This is a genomic window from Roseovarius sp. B-10, from assembly GCF_056859295.1.
Map to the genome: position 1 here is coordinate 60,671 of NZ_JBSXOE010000044.1, position 15,397 is coordinate 76,067.

Annotated in this window: 17 protein-coding genes; 11 read left to right on the plus strand and 6 right to left on the minus strand. The window is 68.1% G+C overall.

What is annotated here, in order from left to right:
• Positions 1 to 97 precede the first annotated feature (97 nt).
• The 5 genes from prfB (at position 98) to AC13D8_RS19495 (ending at position 3,850) form a co-directional block, all read left to right on the plus strand.
• On the plus strand, positions 98 to 1,225 hold the full coding sequence (gene prfB, locus AC13D8_RS19475; RefSeq protein ID WP_482970201.1) for a peptide chain release factor 2: 1,128 nt from the start codon (positions 98 to 100) through the stop codon (positions 1,223 to 1,225).
• Between the two features lie 117 nt (positions 1,226 to 1,342).
• The gene (locus AC13D8_RS19480; RefSeq protein WP_129431585.1) at positions 1,343 to 1,573 is read left to right on the plus strand and encodes a twin-arginine translocase TatA/TatE family subunit; all 231 of its coding nucleotides are present in this window, start codon (positions 1,343 to 1,345) and stop codon (positions 1,571 to 1,573) included.
• A 7-nt stretch (positions 1,574 to 1,580) separates the two neighbouring features.
• The gene (gene tatB / locus AC13D8_RS19485) at positions 1,581 to 2,096 is read left to right on the plus strand and encodes a Sec-independent protein translocase protein TatB (protein ID WP_482970202.1); all 516 of its coding nucleotides are present in this window, start codon (positions 1,581 to 1,583) and stop codon (positions 2,094 to 2,096) included.
• Positions 2,093 to 3,010 (plus strand): twin-arginine translocase subunit TatC, encoded by a 918-nt coding sequence (gene tatC, locus AC13D8_RS19490; protein ID WP_482970203.1) that lies wholly within the window; start codon positions 2,093 to 2,095, stop codon positions 3,008 to 3,010. The genes tatB and tatC overlap by 4 nt, the downstream gene beginning before the upstream one ends.
• A complete protein-coding gene (locus AC13D8_RS19495) occupies positions 3,011 to 3,850 on the plus strand; it encodes an ATP-binding protein (RefSeq protein WP_129431582.1) in 840 nt (279 codons plus the stop codon).
• On the opposite strand, the gene AC13D8_RS19500 is transcribed toward AC13D8_RS19495, so the two are convergent.
• The 5 genes from AC13D8_RS19500 to AC13D8_RS19520 form a co-directional block, all read right to left on the minus strand.
• Complete coding sequence (locus AC13D8_RS19500; RefSeq protein WP_482970204.1) at positions 3,813 to 4,883, minus strand: AbrB family transcriptional regulator; 1,071 nt, start codon at positions 4,881 to 4,883, stop codon at positions 3,813 to 3,815. The genes AC13D8_RS19495 and AC13D8_RS19500 overlap by 38 nt on opposite strands.
• Before the next feature lie 324 nt (positions 4,884 to 5,207).
• A complete protein-coding gene (locus AC13D8_RS19505; RefSeq protein WP_482970205.1) occupies positions 5,208 to 7,451 on the minus strand; it encodes a xanthine dehydrogenase family protein molybdopterin-binding subunit in 2,244 nt (747 codons plus the stop codon).
• Between the two features lies 1 nt (position 7,452).
• Positions 7,453 to 7,917 (minus strand): (2Fe-2S)-binding protein, encoded by a 465-nt coding sequence (locus tag AC13D8_RS19510; protein WP_482970206.1) that lies wholly within the window; start codon positions 7,915 to 7,917, stop codon positions 7,453 to 7,455.
• 295 nt (positions 7,918 to 8,212) lie between these two features.
• Positions 8,213 to 8,788 carry an MlaC/ttg2D family ABC transporter substrate-binding protein gene (locus tag AC13D8_RS19515; RefSeq protein WP_482970207.1) on the minus strand — a complete coding sequence of 192 codons (576 nt, stop codon included), beginning with the start codon at positions 8,786 to 8,788 and terminating at the stop codon, positions 8,213 to 8,215.
• A 19-nt stretch (positions 8,789 to 8,807) separates the two neighbouring features.
• Entirely contained in the window at positions 8,808 to 9,617 is an 810-nt protein-coding gene (locus AC13D8_RS19520) for an MlaA family lipoprotein (protein WP_482970208.1), read from the minus strand.
• A gap of 257 nt (positions 9,618 to 9,874) precedes the next feature.
• Between AC13D8_RS19520 and AC13D8_RS19525 the strand changes: the two genes are divergently transcribed.
• Genes AC13D8_RS19525 through AC13D8_RS19540 form a run of 4 tightly spaced genes read left to right on the plus strand, consistent with a single transcriptional unit; the run spans position 9,875 to position 12,640 of the window.
• Positions 9,875 to 10,336: a RidA family protein gene (locus AC13D8_RS19525; protein ID WP_129431577.1), complete on the plus strand. Its 462-nt coding sequence runs from the start codon at positions 9,875 to 9,877 to the stop codon at positions 10,334 to 10,336.
• Positions 10,333 to 11,100, plus strand: a complete 768-nt coding sequence (locus tag AC13D8_RS19530; protein WP_482970209.1) for a glycerophosphodiester phosphodiesterase family protein — start codon at positions 10,333 to 10,335, stop codon at positions 11,098 to 11,100. The genes AC13D8_RS19525 and AC13D8_RS19530 overlap by 4 nt, the downstream gene beginning before the upstream one ends.
• A gap of 59 nt (positions 11,101 to 11,159) precedes the next feature.
• Positions 11,160 to 12,347: a GNAT family N-acetyltransferase gene (locus AC13D8_RS19535; RefSeq protein ID WP_482970210.1), complete on the plus strand. Its 1,188-nt coding sequence runs from the start codon at positions 11,160 to 11,162 to the stop codon at positions 12,345 to 12,347.
• A complete protein-coding gene (locus AC13D8_RS19540; protein ID WP_129431574.1) occupies positions 12,344 to 12,640 on the plus strand; it encodes a 4a-hydroxytetrahydrobiopterin dehydratase in 297 nt (98 codons plus the stop codon). Before AC13D8_RS19535 ends, AC13D8_RS19540 begins: the two co-directional genes overlap by 4 nt.
• A gap of 132 nt (positions 12,641 to 12,772) precedes the next feature.
• On the opposite strand, the gene AC13D8_RS19545 is transcribed toward AC13D8_RS19540, so the two are convergent.
• Positions 12,773 to 13,261, minus strand: coding sequence for a redoxin family protein (locus tag AC13D8_RS19545; protein ID WP_482970211.1), 489 nt, complete (start codon positions 13,259 to 13,261; stop codon positions 12,773 to 12,775).
• A 93-nt stretch (positions 13,262 to 13,354) separates the two neighbouring features.
• Here AC13D8_RS19545 and AC13D8_RS19550 point away from each other — a divergent pair, with 93 nt between their 5' ends.
• A complete protein-coding gene (locus tag AC13D8_RS19550; RefSeq protein WP_482970212.1) occupies positions 13,355 to 14,557 on the plus strand; it encodes an NAD(P)/FAD-dependent oxidoreductase in 1,203 nt (400 codons plus the stop codon).
• Positions 14,554 to 15,111: a 16S rRNA (guanine(966)-N(2))-methyltransferase RsmD gene (gene rsmD, locus AC13D8_RS19555; RefSeq protein WP_482970213.1), complete on the plus strand. Its 558-nt coding sequence runs from the start codon at positions 14,554 to 14,556 to the stop codon at positions 15,109 to 15,111. Before AC13D8_RS19550 ends, rsmD begins: the two co-directional genes overlap by 4 nt.
• Positions 15,112 to 15,397: the final 286 nt, after the last annotated feature.

A 15,397-nucleotide genomic window follows, 5' to 3' on the forward strand; every position in this document is an offset into this window, starting at 1 on the left:
GCCCCGCCAGTCCGCTCAAAGCCCCCGTGTCCACGCCACCTTGTTCAGCCCCGCGTGCTGGGCTATCACCGCCACCCGAGCCGACAGGATGGATGCGATGCGCGCCGAGACCCAGACCCTTGTGACCGAGATCGAGAAGTCGCTGGAGCTTTTGCGCCAGCGGCTGGGGTGGGAGACCGCGCGCCACCGGCTAGAGGAATTCAACGCCCGGGTCGAGGATCCCACGCTCTGGGACGATCCCGCGCAGGCGCAAAAGCTCATGCGCGACCGGCAGGCGCTGGTGGATGCGCTCACCACCCACGATTCCATCAAGCAGGAGCTCGAGGATCAGCTTGGCATGATCGAGCTGGGCGAGGCCGAGGGCGACGAGGAGGTGGTGGCCGAGGCCGAGGAGGCACTGCGCGCGCTCGCGAAAACCGCCGCCGCCAAGGAGCTCGAAGCGCTGCTCGACGGCGAGGCGGATGCCAACGACACGTTCCTGGAGATCAACGCCGGGGCCGGCGGCACCGAGAGTTGCGACTGGGCGGCGATGCTGGCGCGGATGTATGTGCGCTGGGCGGAAAAGCGCGGCTATACCGTCGAATTGCAGTCGGAATCGCCCGGCGAAGAGGCCGGGATCAAGTCCGCCGCCTACAAGATATCGGGGCACAATGCCTATGGCTGGCTGAAATCCGAATCGGGCGTGCACCGGCTGGTGCGCATTTCGCCCTTCGATTCGGCGGCCAAGCGGCACACCTCGTTCTGCTCCGTCTGGGTCTACCCGGTGGTGGACGACAATATCGAGATCGAGGTGAACCCCGCCGACATCCGCATCGACACCTACCGCTCTTCGGGCGCGGGCGGGCAGCACGTCAACACCACCGATTCGGCGGTGCGGATCACCCATATCCCCACCGGCATCGTGGTAACGTCCTCGCAGAAATCCCAGCACCAGAACCGCGACATCGCTATGAAGGCGCTGAAATCGCGGCTCTACCAGCAGGAACTCGATCGCCGCAACGCCGCCATCAACGAGGCCCATGACAGCAAGGGCGACGCGGGCTGGGGCAACCAGATCCGGTCCTACGTGTTGCAGCCCTACCAGATGGTCAAGGATCTGCGCACCGGGCACGAGACCTCGGATACCAAGGGCGTGCTCGACGGCGATCTCGACCCGTTCATGGCCGCGACCCTCGCGCTCAACGTTTCGGGCAAGAGCCGCGCCGAGGCACAGGGAGAGGACTGAGCGCCGCGGATTCGTGGAGGCGGACGCCGATTGGTGCTTTCATCCGCCGCAGTGAATGTCTAGATAAGGCCAATGATGTTGCCGGGGGTGCGTCCCCCGTGACTAGGGAGAAGAGAGATGCTCAACAATATCGGCCTTCCTGGCCTTCTGCTCATCGCTGTGGTGGTGCTTGTGCTCTTCGGGCGCGGCAAGATCTCGTCGCTGATGGGCGAGGTCGGCAAGGGGATCACCTCGTTCAAGAAAGGCGTGTCCGAGGGCACCAAGGAGCTCGAGGACGAGACCGAATCCACCGAGACCGCGCGCGACGTGACGCCTGCGGACAAGGGCAAAGAAAAAGACAAGGTCTGATACCCCCATGTTCGACCTGGGCTGGACCGAGCTTTTGCTCATCGGCATTGTCGCGCTGATCGTCGTCGGCCCCAAGGATTTGCCCGGCATGTTCCAGGCCTTGGGCAAGTTCGTGGGCAAGGCCAAGGGCATGGCGCGCGATTTCAGCCGTGCGATGAACGATGCCGCGGATCAATCTGGCGTGGGCGACATCCAGAAATCGTTCAGGGCCGCCTCGAACCCGATGAAGACGGCGATGAACGAGGTCAAGAAGACCACCGACGGCGTGGCCAGCGACATCGACAAGGCCGCCCGCCCGCCGCTCGATCCCGAGCGTCAGGCCGCCGCTGACAAGATTCGCGAGAAATCCACCGAAATGGCCAACGCCCGTCGCGCCGCCGAGGCCGAGGAAAAGGCAAAGGCAGAGGCGCAGGCTGCGCCTTCGGACACTGCGACGGAAACCGCCACCGCCGCGCCCGCTGATGACAGCGCCGGGGACAAGGCCGGGAACAAGGCCAAGAACAAGGCCAAGAACAAGGCATGAGCATGCGCGACGACGAGCTCGAGGACAGCAGCGCCCCGCTGATCGAACACCTGGCCGAGCTGCGCACGCGCCTCATCCACTCGGTGCTGGCCTTCATCGTCGGCATGGTGATCTGTTTCACCATCGCCACCCCGATCTTCAATTTCCTCACCGCCCCGCTGTGCCAGGTGCTGGCCGATCGGGGGCAGGATTGCGACCTGATCTTCATCTCGCCGCAAGAGGGCTTCTTCGTCGCGATCAAGGTCTCGCTTCTGGGCGGGTTCATCCTCGCCTTTCCCTATATCGCCAACCAGATGTGGCGCTTTGTGGCGCCGGGGCTCTACCGCTCGGAAAAGGGCGCGTTCCTGCCGTTCCTCATCGCGTCCCCGTTCATGTTCTTTCTTGGCGCGGCGTTCGCCTTCTACGTCGTGACGCCGCTGGCCTATGACTTCTTCCTCGGCTTCCAGCAATTCGGCGGCGAGGGCGAGGCCGTGGAGGGCGGGCAGAATGCCGCGCCGCTCTCGGTGGTGTTCCAGGGCTCGGCGCAGGAATATCTCAACCTCACGATCAAGTTCATCGTCGCCTTCGGCCTGTGCTTTCAGCTTCCGGTGCTGCTCACGTTGATGGGCAAGGCGGGGCTGGTGAGCGCGCCGGGCCTGCGCTCGGTGCGCAAATACGCGGTTGTGGGCATCCTGCTCCTCGCCGCGCTGGTGACGCCGCCGGATGTCATCACCCAGATCATCCTCTTCGTCGTGGTATACGGCCTTTACGAGGTGTCGATCCAGCTTGTCGCCCGCGTCGAGAAGAAGCGCGAGGCGGAATTGCGCGAACAGGGCCTTTGGTTCGACGATGACGACGACGAAGATGTCACCGACGATGAGGATGTCGACGACGATCCGCTCGCCGGGACCGACGAGGACAAGGACAAGACCTGAATGACGACCGACCCGCTCGACCGGATCGCTGCGGCGCTGGAACGGATGGCCCCCGCGCCGCTCACCGCACCGGATTTCGACGCGGCCGACGCCTTCGTCTGGCACGTCTCGCCCGACCGGCTGGAGCCCGTCGCGACGGTCAACCGGGTGGACATGTCGCTCCTCGTGGGGATCGACCGGGCGCGCGACACTTTGTTGGAGAACACACGCCAGTTCGCCCGCGGCCTGCCCGCCAACAACGCGCTTCTCTGGGGCGCGCGCGGCATGGGGAAATCGAGCCTCGTCAAGGCCGTGCACGCCGCCGTGCAGGCCGGGGGGCTGCCGCTCAAGATCGTGGAATTGCAGCGCGAGGACTTGCCCTCTGTGGGCCGGTTGCTCAATCTTCTGCGCGGCTCGGATGCACGCTTCCTGCTGTTTTGCGACGATCTCAGCTTCGGTCATGACGACGAGCATTACAAATCATTGAAGGCCGTGCTCGACGGCGGGATCGAGGGACGGCCCGAGAACGTGCTGTTCTACGCCACCTCCAACCGTCGCCACCTGATGCCCCGCGACATGATCGAGAACGAACGCTCCACCGCGATCAACCCCTCCGAGGCGGTCGAGGAAAAGGTATCGCTGTCGGACCGGTTCGGCCTATGGCTCGGCTTCCACCCCTGCGATCAGGATGCCTACCTGTCGATGATCCGGGGCTATTGCGATGCCTACGGGGTCGAGATCGACGACGACACCCTGCGCGCCGAGGCGATCGAATGGCAGGCCACCCGCGGCGCGCGCTCGGGCCGCGTGGCGTGGCAGTTCTTCACCGATCTCGCGGGGCGTCGCGGCGTCCGGGTGTGAACCGCGCCAGCACCCCGATCACCAGCACGGTCAGCACGATCCGGTAGATATGGTGCAGCGTGACAAATGCCGGATTGGCGTTGAGGCTCAGCGCCACCAGCGCCATTTCCGTCACGCCCCCGGGCGCGAGGCTGATGACCAGCACGTCCACCGCCTCGCCGGTAAGCGCGTGCAGCCCCGCCGCCAGCGCGCCCCCGATGGCCAGCATCGCCCCCACGGCCATGAGCGCAAGCCCCGTCCCGCGCGCCAGCAGCGCCCGGCTCATCCCCGTGAACCGCATTCCCAGCGCCGTGCCCAACACCATCTGTGCCACGTTCACCAGCCATTGCGGCACTTCGAGGCTCAGCCACCCGGTGAGCGACAGCACCGCCGCCAGCGCCATCGGCCCGGTCATCTGCCCGGCGGGCAGGCGCAGCACGCGGCCCAGCACCACGCCGCCGAGGACCGCCAGCGCGATCACCGGCAGGTCGGACCAAGGCACATCGCCGCGCGCCAGCGTCACGCCCCCAGCCGAGCCCACGGGCCCGCCCAGCCACAGCGACAGGCCCAGCGGCAGCACCGTCACCACCACGATGATGCGCAGGAATTGCTGCATCATCAGCCGCGTCACGTCCGCCCCCGCCGCCGCGCCCATCTCGATACTCTCGTAGAGCCCGCCGGGCGCACTCGCGTAAAACGCGGTGACGGCGTCATATCCGCCGAGGCGGCGGTAGATCGCATAGCCCGACCCGTGCGCCAGCCCCACGAACAGCGTCACAGCCCCGAAGCTCAGCGCATAGTTCCGCGCCTCGGCAAAGAGGGCAGGCGTCACTTGCGCCCCGATCATCAACCCGATGATCGCGATGAAGCCGATCCGCAGCGCTGTCGGGAACCGGTAACCCTCGGGCAGCCTGTGCGGCAGCACTGTGGCAATGAACGCCGCACCCACGAGCGGCCCCAGCATGAAAGGCAGCGGCGTGCCCACCGCCCGCGCCGCCAGCCCCCAGAGGACAGCAAGCGCCAGCAGAGCGAGGGTGGTCAGAATCTGTGGCATGATCCTTTGAACCACCGGCGCGGGGCAGGGGCAAGGGGGCGACGGCGGGCGCGGTGGTTCTGGCCTGGAGGGGACATTCGAGTTAGCCGTGCATTGACGGGCCGCGGCGCGGCGATCCAACGCTCTTGCTGCCGCGCTTAATGGCGGCCAAATCCGAAAAAGAGTCGAGCGGCGCGCAGGTTACAGCCACATCGCCGTGCCGTGGGTGCGGCCCGGCGATGCGCGGCGGCGTGCAAGCACGCCTCGATTCCGCGCATTGGCACCTAGCCCCGGTCGGTCCGCTCCAGCCCAAAACAACCCGCGCCCGCCGGCCTGCCCCCCGTCTCAGCCGACAAACGCCACCTCCCAGTCAAACGGCATCTCGCGCAGCCTCTGCCCCGTGGCGGCAAAGATCGCGTTCGCAAGCGCCGGCGCCGCGGGTGGCACCGGCGGCTCGCCGATCCCGCGGATCTTCCCGGCGGTCTCCAGCCCCCGCACCGCGATCTCCGGGCACTCACGGAGCCTCATGGACCGGAACGTGTCGAAATTCTGCTGCTCCACCGCACCATCCGCATAGGTGAGCGCCCCGTGCATCGCGTGGCCGAGGCCCCAGGCCACGCCCCCCTGCATCTGCGCCTCGAAATTCACCGGATCGACGATCCGTCCCACGTCGGCGGCCACCCAGACGCGGGCAATCCGCAGCCCGTCGCCGGTCTCGCGTACCTCCACCACCTGCGCGCAGGGCACCCCGAACGACAGGCAGAACCCGATGCCGCGCCCCTGACCGGCGTTCAGCGCGCCGCCCCAGCCCGACATCTCGCCCACCGCCTCCAGCACCGCGCGCGAGGGCGCGTGGCTGCACAGCCGCAGCCGCTCTTCCAGCGGGTCGGCCCCGGCGGCGTGGATCAACTCGTCGAGCAGGCAGTCGTGAAAGAACCCGTTGGTGGATGCCCCGACCGACCGCCAGCTTGAGACCGGCGCAAGCGCCGGCGCGCGGTATCCCGTCACCCGGTAATCGGGGATAGCGAAAGGCTGATCCCACGCCCCTGCGACGATCTGCAGATCGGGCCCCGGCGTGGGGATCGCCTGCCGTCCCATCTGCGAGGCGATGATCGAGGGCATGGCGATCCCCAGATCATAGGCCATGACGCGGCCCCCCAACACGCGCCCGCGCCCCCGCGCCATCGCGATCTGACGGGGAAACTCGTGGCCCATATCCTCCTCGCGCGAATAGGTGAGCTTCACCGGCCGCCCCGGCACCGCCATGGCCAGGTGCGTGGCGTGACGCACCACCGCGTCCTCCAGCCGGTGGCCGAAGCTGCCCCCGGCGACGCGCACATGCACATGCACGTCGTCCGCATCCTGTCCGGTGATCGCGGCGGCATTGCCCTGCACGAAGCGGGGCACCTGCGTGCCCGTCCAGATATCCGTGCGCTCCGGGGTATAGCGGACGGTGGCATTGAGCGGCTCCAGCGGCGCGTGGGCGAGGTAGGGCGCGCGATATTCCACGTCGATATCCGCAGCCCCGTCCAGCGCCGCCTCCACATCGCCGTCGTCGCGCAACCGGCTGTCCTGCCGCTCGGGGGTGAAACCCTCCGCGAGCGCCTGCCAATGGCCCTCCATCCCGGTGGGGTAGGGGGCCGGGGCCCAGTCGCATTTGATCGCCTGCGCTGCCTGCATCGCGCGCCAGGTGTTGTCGGCGATCACGCCGACGCCGCCAGGCACCTCGACGATCTTTTCCACGCCGCGCATCGCCTCGGCCTCACGCGCGTCAAGGCCACGCAAACCTGCCCCCTGCGCCGGGTTCAGCCGGATCGCGGCATGCAGCATCCCGGGCTGTTCCTCGTCGATGCCATAGGCTTGGCGGCCGGTGGATTTCGCCACGATATCAATGCGCTGCACGGGCCGTCCCACCAGTCGCCACGTCGACGGGTCGCGCAGCACCACATCCGTCACCGGCTCGGTTCGCGCGGCCTCGGCGGCCAGGCTTTCGTAGCGCAACCGCGTGCCATCGGGCAGGATCACCGCGCCGCCTTCTGTGCCGAGCCGGTCCACGGGTTGGTCATGCAGACGCGCCGCCGCCGCCTTCAGCGTTTCGCGCGCCACCGCCCCCGCGCGGCGCAGCTTTTCATACCCGTCGGGCACGGTGGTCGAGCCGCCGGTGATCTGCATGCCCAATAGCTTCATCGGCGCGTCCATCACGTCGCGCGCGCTCTCGGCCAGCCAGCCCTGGTCGGTGGACCGGAACGGCACCGCCTCGTCCGACAGCGCGGTGTTCCAGTAGGCGCGGTCGGGCGGTCCGAACTCCGTCGCCACCTGCGCCGGGTCAACGTCCAGCTCCTCGGCGATGAGCATCGCCTGCACCGACACCGCGCCCTGGCCCACATCGGCGCGCGGGGTGATGAGGGTGATCGCATCCCCGGTGATCCGCACATAGGGCGTCAGCGCCGCCGCCCCCTCGGGCAGATCGGCCATGAGCGGGTTGTCATAGGGCGTCCGCATGCGCCAGACGCCAAAGGCCACGCCGCCCGCGACGGCCACCGACCCGACCAGGAATGTCCGCCGCGCGATGGTCTTTGCCCGCCCCATCTCAGGTGCCCTCGCGCATGGTGCGGGCCGCCGCCTTAACCGCCGCGCGGATGCGCGGATAGGTGCCGCAACGGCACAGGTTGCCCGACATCGCGTCGTCGATCTCGGCATCACTCGGCTCCGGCACCTCGGCCAGCAGGCTTGCCGCCTGCATGATCTGTCCCGACTGGCAATATCCGCATTGCGCCACCTGTGCCTCGATCCACGCCGCCTGCACCGGGTGCGGCGCCCCGGGCGTGCCCAGCCCCTCGATGGTGGTCACATCGCCCCAGACATCGCCCACCGGCACCTGGCAGGAGCGCACGGCTTGCCCGTCGATATGTACCGTGCAGGCCCCGCATTGCGCGATCCCGCAGCCGTATTTCGGCCCGTGGACGCCCAGCACGTCGCGCAGCGCCCACAGAAGCGGCATCTCCGGCTCCAGCTCGTCGAGTGTGTGCTCGGTGCCGTTCACGGTCAGGCGCATGATGCAGGGGTCCTTTCCGGTGCTCTCACGCGAAAGGATAAACCGTTCGGTTCAGGTGTAAAGCGAGACGTGGCGACAGGCGCCCGCCCGCCGTCAGGTTCCCGCGAGGCCCCTCAACCAGTGCGGCGCATGACACACCCTTCCACTCCCGGCCGCACGGTGCGGCGCGTCGGGGTCGGGATTATGCAATGCCGGGTTTGCAGGCAGGACAGCGCGCGCGCAAGCGAGGTTTGGCCTTGGCCGGATGATCGGCGAGTTGCCCCGCGCCGAAGCATGGTCCTCGCGCGGCTTTTGGCTACCCCGCCTTCTTAAGGTCGGTGATCAGCGCACCGATATCGCCATTTCGGCGGTCGAGCATCGCCCCGATCTCGGTGCGCTCGCTCAGCCGCAGGCTGATGCCCTCGATTACCATGTCGAAGAACAAATCCTGCCCCGAGCGGTCCGACACCAGAAAGCTCACCTCGAAGGGCGATTCCCCGCGCAGGTAGACCATCGAGCGCACCTCGTGCCACGATTTCACCTCGCGCACGTCCTTGACCTCGATCCGCCCGCCCACGAACTCGTTGAAACGCTTGCCGTATTTGCGGGAGATGTAGCCGCGGAACGCATCGGTATAGGCGCGCATCTGTGCCCCGGAGAGGCGGTTGGCATCCGCCCCCAGCGTCGAGCGCGCGATGATTGACACATCTGCATAGCGCGCGAAGATGCGCTCGAAATCCACGATCATCCGCGACAGCGACTGCCCCGAGGCGATCACCCGGTTGATGTCACTCACAACCTGGTCGATGAGCGTGCGGGCGCGCGCTTTGGTCAGGGCGCGGGCGGTGTCGGGCAGCGCGACCAGCCCCATCGCGGCCAGCCCGGCGGACATAAAGAAACGTCGTGTCGGCTTACTCGTCATAAGGATCCTCCAACGGGGTCGAAGCGGCGGCACCGCCACCGGCCGTGCCGTCATAGGGATCGGTATAGGCCGCACCCGTGGTGCCGCCAACCTTGAACCGTCGATTCTGCAGGTAGATCGAGCGCGACAGCGCGTAGCTGTCCTCGCTCTCGTAGAGAATCTGGTCGATCGTTTCCGTGAACCGCTCGCGCCGCGACAGGCCCGAGGCCACGCCCGCCGCGGTGCCGGCGAGGTTCTCGGGGCTGTCCAGCACATAGGTGAGCGGGTTGGTGAACAGGTCCGCGAAAATGCCAAAGGTGTGCCGCGTCGTCGACGGTCCGAGGAACGGCAGCTCGATATAGGCGCCCTCGCGCACGCCCCAGACATGCAGTGTCTCGCCGAAATCGGTGTTGGTGGGCGCGGCCATGCCCATCTCGCTGGCCGGATCGAACACGCCGCCGAGGCCGACGGTGGTGTTGACCACCAGCCGCGCGGTGTCCTGCAACGCGCCGCGCATGTTCAACTGCAGGATGTTGTTCACGATGTCGGCGGGCAGCGACAGGTTCTCGGCGAGCCGGATCACGCCGGTCTCGATATCGTCGGGCACCACGCTGGTATAGCCCTTGGACACGGGCCGCACCAACACCCGGTCAACCCCGCGGTTGAACTCGTGCATGCGCCGGTTCTCGGTCTCGTAGGGGTCGAACACGTCCCGCGTGGCGGCCGGGTCCTGCGCGGCGCAGCCCGCGACGAGCGTCGCGGCCGCCAGGATCAGGGCGGGGATGGCACGGCGGAAGGTGCAAGAAATCGGCGGGGTCACGGCAAAAATCCACGTCCTGAGTCGAATGCTTTGTTACATAACCGATCGCCCGCGCAAACCCACCCCTGACCGACGATCGGTCACATTCCTGTGGCAGAATGGCGACATGCGCCCTGACGTCACGCTAATGCGCCGGTCCGGGCAGGCACGCCTTTCCCATTGAGACCCGCGCCACGCAGCAGACGTCCCGAGGGGGCTTTTCATTACCCCGTGCCGCCGCTAGCGTCAGGGCAAATCGCGCCACAGGAGAAAGCGACATGAGCCAGTTCGAAACCAGACTTGCCGAGATGGGCGTGACCCTGCCCGAGGCGCCGATGCCCGCCGCCAATTACGTGCCTTACGTGCAGGTGGGCGAGATGCTCTACGTCTCTGGCCAGATCGCCAAGGACGGTGACCGCCTGCTCACCGGCAAGCTCGGGGCCGACATGGACGTGGCGGCGGGCGCCGAGGCGGCGCGCGTCTGTGCCATCGCCCTCCTGGCACAGGTCAAGGCCGCCTGCGGCGGCGACCTCGACCGGCTGGTGCAGGTGGTGCGGCTCACCGGCTTCGTCAATTCCACCCCGGATTTCACCCAGCAGCCGCAGGTCATCAACGGTGCGTCCGATTTCCTCGGCGAGGCGCTCGGCGAGGCGGGCAAGCACGCCCGCGCCGCCGTCTCTGCCGCGGCACTGCCCTTCGGCGTCGCGGTCGAGATCGACGGGATATTCCGCGTCCGATGACCCCGCTGCCCGAGGCGTTCCTGGCGGTGCCGCTGGCGCATCGCGGCCTTCATGACCGCGATGCTGGCCGCCCCGAGAACTCGCGCGCCGCGGTCCGTGCGGCGATCGCGGCAGGCTATGGAATCGAGATCGACCTGCAAGCCAGCCGGGACGGCCACGCGATGGTGTTCCACGATTACGACCTCGGGCGTCTCACGTCCGAGACCGGCCCTGTGCGCCGGCGCGACGCCGCCCAACTTGCGCAAATCCGCCTCAAGGGTGGCGACGAGGGCATCCCTGACCTGCCCGAGATCCTCGCCCTCGTCGCCGGCCAGGTGCCGCTCCTCGTCGAGCTCAAGGACCAGCATGGCCAGATGGGCGAGACGGACGGTGCGCTCGAGTCCGCCACCGTGGCGGCGCTTACGGATTATGCGGGGCCGGTGGCGGTGATGTCCTTCAACCCGCACATGATGATCGCGATGGCCGCGCGCGCGCCGCAGGTCCCCCGCGGTCTCGTCACCGGCGCCTTCTCTGCCGAAAACTGGCCGCTCCTGCCCGAGGAAACCCGCGCGCGGCTCCGCGCCATCCGCGATTACGACGCGGCGGGCGCGGGTTTCGTCAGTCACGAGGCGAGCGATCTCGACAGCCCGCATCTCGCCCGCCTGCGCGCGCGCGGCGCGCCGATCCTGTGCTGGACCGTGCGCAGCGCCGAGGCCGAGGCGCGCGCGCGCCGCGTGGCCGATACCGTCACCTTCGAGGGATACCTCCCCGATCTGCCCGCTTGATGCGCGCGCCCGATGCGCCAGATACACATGCGTCCGCACGCAACCGGGGACTTGCGAGGATGAGCGAGACCGAGCTGACCGTCACCGCCCATGACAGCATCCACGCCATCGGCGCCGAGGCGTGGGATGCCTGCGCCTGCCCCGAGGCCGAGGGTGGCGGCCGCCCCGAGGATCCGTTCACCACCTACCGCTTCCTCGCAGCGCTCGAGGACAGCGGCTCGGTCGGTCCCGGCAGCGGCTGGCATCCGCATCACCTGACGGTGACGCGGGCGGACGAGGTGATCGCCTGTGCGCCGCTCTACCTCAAGGGCCACAGCCAGGGCGAATACATCTTCGACCACGCCTGGGCCCATGCCTACGAGCGCGCGGGCGGGCGCTACTACCCCAAGGCGCAGATCGCCGTGCCCTTCACCCCGGTGACCGGACGGCGGCTGCTGACCCGCCCGGGAAACGAGGACGACGGGCGCGCAGCACTCCTGCAAGGTGCCACGGCGCTGGCGGCGCAGAACCGGCTTTCGTCGCTGCACGTCACCTTCTGCACCGATGACGAGGAAGCGGCGGGCGAACGGGCAGGGCTCCTGGCCCGGCAGACACAGCAATACCACTGGCACAACCGTGGCTATCGCGATTTCGGCGATTTCCTCGGGCATCTCTCGTCGCGCAAGCGCAAGGCCATCCGCAAGGAACGCGCCCGCGCGCAAGCCTTCGGCGGCGAGATCGTCTCGCTCACCGGCGACGACATCCGCCCCGCGCACTGGCAGGCGATGTGGGAGTTCTACCAGGACACCGGCGCGCGCAAATGGGGCACGCCCTACCTCACCCGGGCCTTCTTCGATCTCGCACAGGACCGCCTGCGCGACGACGTGCTGTTGGTGCTCGCCCTGCGCGGCGGCCGCCCGGTGGCGGGGGCGATGAACCTGATCGGGCGCTCGGCACTCTTTGGCCGATACTGGGGCTGCGCCGAGGACCACCCCTGCCTTCATTTCGAACTGTGCTATTACCGGGCCATGGATTTCGCCATTGAACACGGGCTGCAAAGGGTAGAGGCTGGCGCGCAGGGCGAGCACAAGCTCGCCCGCGGCTACCTGCCCCGGGCCACTCATTCGCTGCACTGGCTGCGCGACCCGGGCTTCGCCGAGGCGGTGGCACAGTATCTCGATGCCGAGCGCGCCGCCGTCGAGGAAGAGATCGAGATCCTCACCGGCTTCGGCCCCTTCCGCAAGACCTCGATGGAGGACCACGAATGACCGAGAAACTCAGCAACACCGCCCGCAAGACCACCCTCGATCCGCTCCTGGAAAACGGCTGGTCGATGGTCGAGGGGCGCGACGCTATCGCCAAGACCTACAAGTTCGGCGATTTCGTCGAGGCGATGGGCTTCATGACCCGCGCCGCGCTCTGGGCCGAGAAATGGAATCACCACCCGGAATGGTTCAACGTCTACAACCGCGTCGAGGTCACATTATCGACCCACGATGTGGGCGGCCTGAGCGCGCTCGACGTCAAGCTCGCGCGCAAGTTCGACGGCCTTGTGGACTGAGACCGGGGGGGTCGAGTATCTGGGCCAGGAAGAAACCCGGCGCGGCTTCATCTTGCTGAAAATATCCCCGGCCTGACGGCACGAGAAGGGGGCGCGGTGCGAGGATCAGCGCCCCCGCACCAGCGCCGGCAGTCACATTGCCGCGAGCAGCGATTCGCCCGCGGTGGCCTCGCAGGTGCCGGGGCTTTCCTCGACATGCAGCACCGTCACGCGGCCGTCCTCGACCGCCATCGCATAGCGCTTCGAGCGCCCGATGAGCCCGGCGGGGGGCGCGTCGAAATCCATGCCGATCGCCTTGGTGAATGCGCCCTGCGGGTCGCCCAGCATGGTGATCCCGGCCTCCGCCGCGCCGGTGGTGTCGCCCCAGGCCTTGACCACGAACGGGTCGTTGACGCTCACGCAGATGATCTCGTCCACGCCCTTGGCGTCGAAACCGTCCTTGGTGCGCATGAAGCTCGGGACATGGGCCGAGGAACAGGTGGGGGTGTAGGCACCCGGTACGGCAAAGATCACCACCTTGCGCCCCTTCGTCAGGGCCGACAGGCTCACCGTTTCGGGGCCGCCCTCGCCCAGTTTCAGCAGGTCCGCGTCGGGCAGCTTGTCGCCGGTGGATATGGTCATGGTCGCTTCCTTTCTCCTGTCGCGTTGCCGTTTGATGTAACCATAGGCCGGTGCTAGGCAAGAGGCCACGGCAAAGATAGGCGGGAGACGGGGATGACGCACGTGGTGGTGATCGGGGCCGGGCAGGCCGGGGCGTCGCTGGTGACGCGGCTGCGGACCCAGGGCTTCGACGGCGCGATCACGCTCATCGGGGACGAGCCCGTGCCGCCCTACCAGCGGCCGCCGCTGTCCAAGAAATACCTGCTGGGCGAGATGGCGCTCGAACGCCTCTTCCTGCGCCCCGAGAGCGCCTATGCCGAGGCCGGGATCGACCTGCGCACCGGCACCCGCGTCACCGCCATCGACCGCGCCGCGCAAGAGGTGGTGATGGACGCGGGGCGGCTCGGCTATGACACGCTGGTGCTCGCCACCGGCTCGCGCCCGCGCCGCCTGCCCGCGGCCATTGGCGGCGATCTGGGCGGCGTGCACGTCGTGCGCACGCTGGCGGATGTCGATGCGATGGCGCCGGGGGTGGTGCCGGGGGCGCGGGTGCTGATCGTCGGCGGCGGCTATATCGGGCTCGAGGCGGCGGCGGTGGCGGCAAGCCGCGGCATGTCCGTCACCCTCGTCGAGATGGCCCCGCGCATCCTGCAACGGGTGGCCGCGCCCGAAACCTCGGACTATTTCCGTGCGCTGCACACCCGCCACGGCGTCGATATCCGCGAGGGCGTCGGGTTAGAGCGGCTCGTGGGCGAGGGGCAGGTGACGGGAGCCCGGCTCACCGACGGCAGTGCGCTGGAGGTGGACATGGTGATCGTCGGCGTCGGCATCGTGCCCGACACCGCGCTGGCCGAGGACGCGGGGCTCGCCATCGACAATGGCATCGCCGTGGACGCGCAGGGCCGCACCGACGACCCGGCGATCTGGGCCGCGGGCGATTGCGCCTCGTTTCCATACGGTGACGGACGGCTGCGGCTGGAAAGCGTGCCCAACGCCATCGACATGGCCGAATGCGTGGCCGACAACATCACCGGCGCGGGCCAGGACTACGTGCCCAAACCGTGGTTCTGGTCGGATCAATACGACGTGAAGCTCCAGATCGCCGGGCTTGGCACCGGCTATGACAGGATCGTGACGCGGGCGGTCGGTGACGCGGTGTCCTTCTGGTACTACGCGGGCGACCGGCTGCTCGCGGTGGACGCCATGAACGATCCGCGCGCCTACATGGTGGGCAAGCGGCTGATCGAGGCAGGGCGCAGCGCCGATCCGGACCGCGTCGCCGATCCCACCACCGATCTCAAGGCGCTTCTGAAGTGAGGATCATCGGCGGCGCGCATCGCGGCCGGGCGCTGGCCAGCGTCGGCAAGGGCGATGCGGCGGCGCATCTGCGCCCCACCTCCGACCGGGTGCGCGAGGCGCTCTTCAACGTGCTGGCGGGCGGCTATGGCGATCCCGTCACCGGCGCGCGCGTGCTCGATCTTTTCGCCGGCACCGGCGCGCTCGGGCTCGAGGCGCTGTCGCGCGGCGCGGCACAAGCCAGCTTCGTCGAGAGCGGGCGCAAGGCGCTGTCGCTCCTGCGCGACAATATCGGGCGCTGCGGGGCAGGGGAGGCCGCGCGGGTGTTCCCTCTCGATGCGCGAAGGCCCGGCCCCAACCCGGACGCCCCCCATGACCTCGTCTTCCTCGACCCCCCCTATGGCAAGGGTCTGGGCGAGGCGGCGCTCGCGGCGGCACTGGCGGGCGGCTGGATCGCCGCCGACGCGCTGATCGTGTGGGAAGAAAGCGCCCCCATCATCCCCCCCGAGGGCCTGCGCCTGATCGAAGAGCGGCGCTACGGCGACACGGTGATCCGGTTTCTTGGTCGGGACTGACGGTCAGCAAGGCGGGACTGTGTTGCCGGTGGCAGATTGCGTCGTGAGGCGGGTGATTGGCCTTGAGCGGTCGTTGCAGTGAGCCGTGTCATCGTATGTCCGCGGGCAGGCGATCCAACGGTTTTTCAGGGCACTTTATTTCTGCGTTCCCGAAAAACATGCAATCGGCGCATTGGCTTAGCCAAATCGCCTGTCCGGGGGGCGGACATGCGATGGCGCGGCGGGCTTCGCCCTTGATTCCGCGCCGGGACCAGACGGCAACGTCCCCTCCAGGCCAATCCTGTCG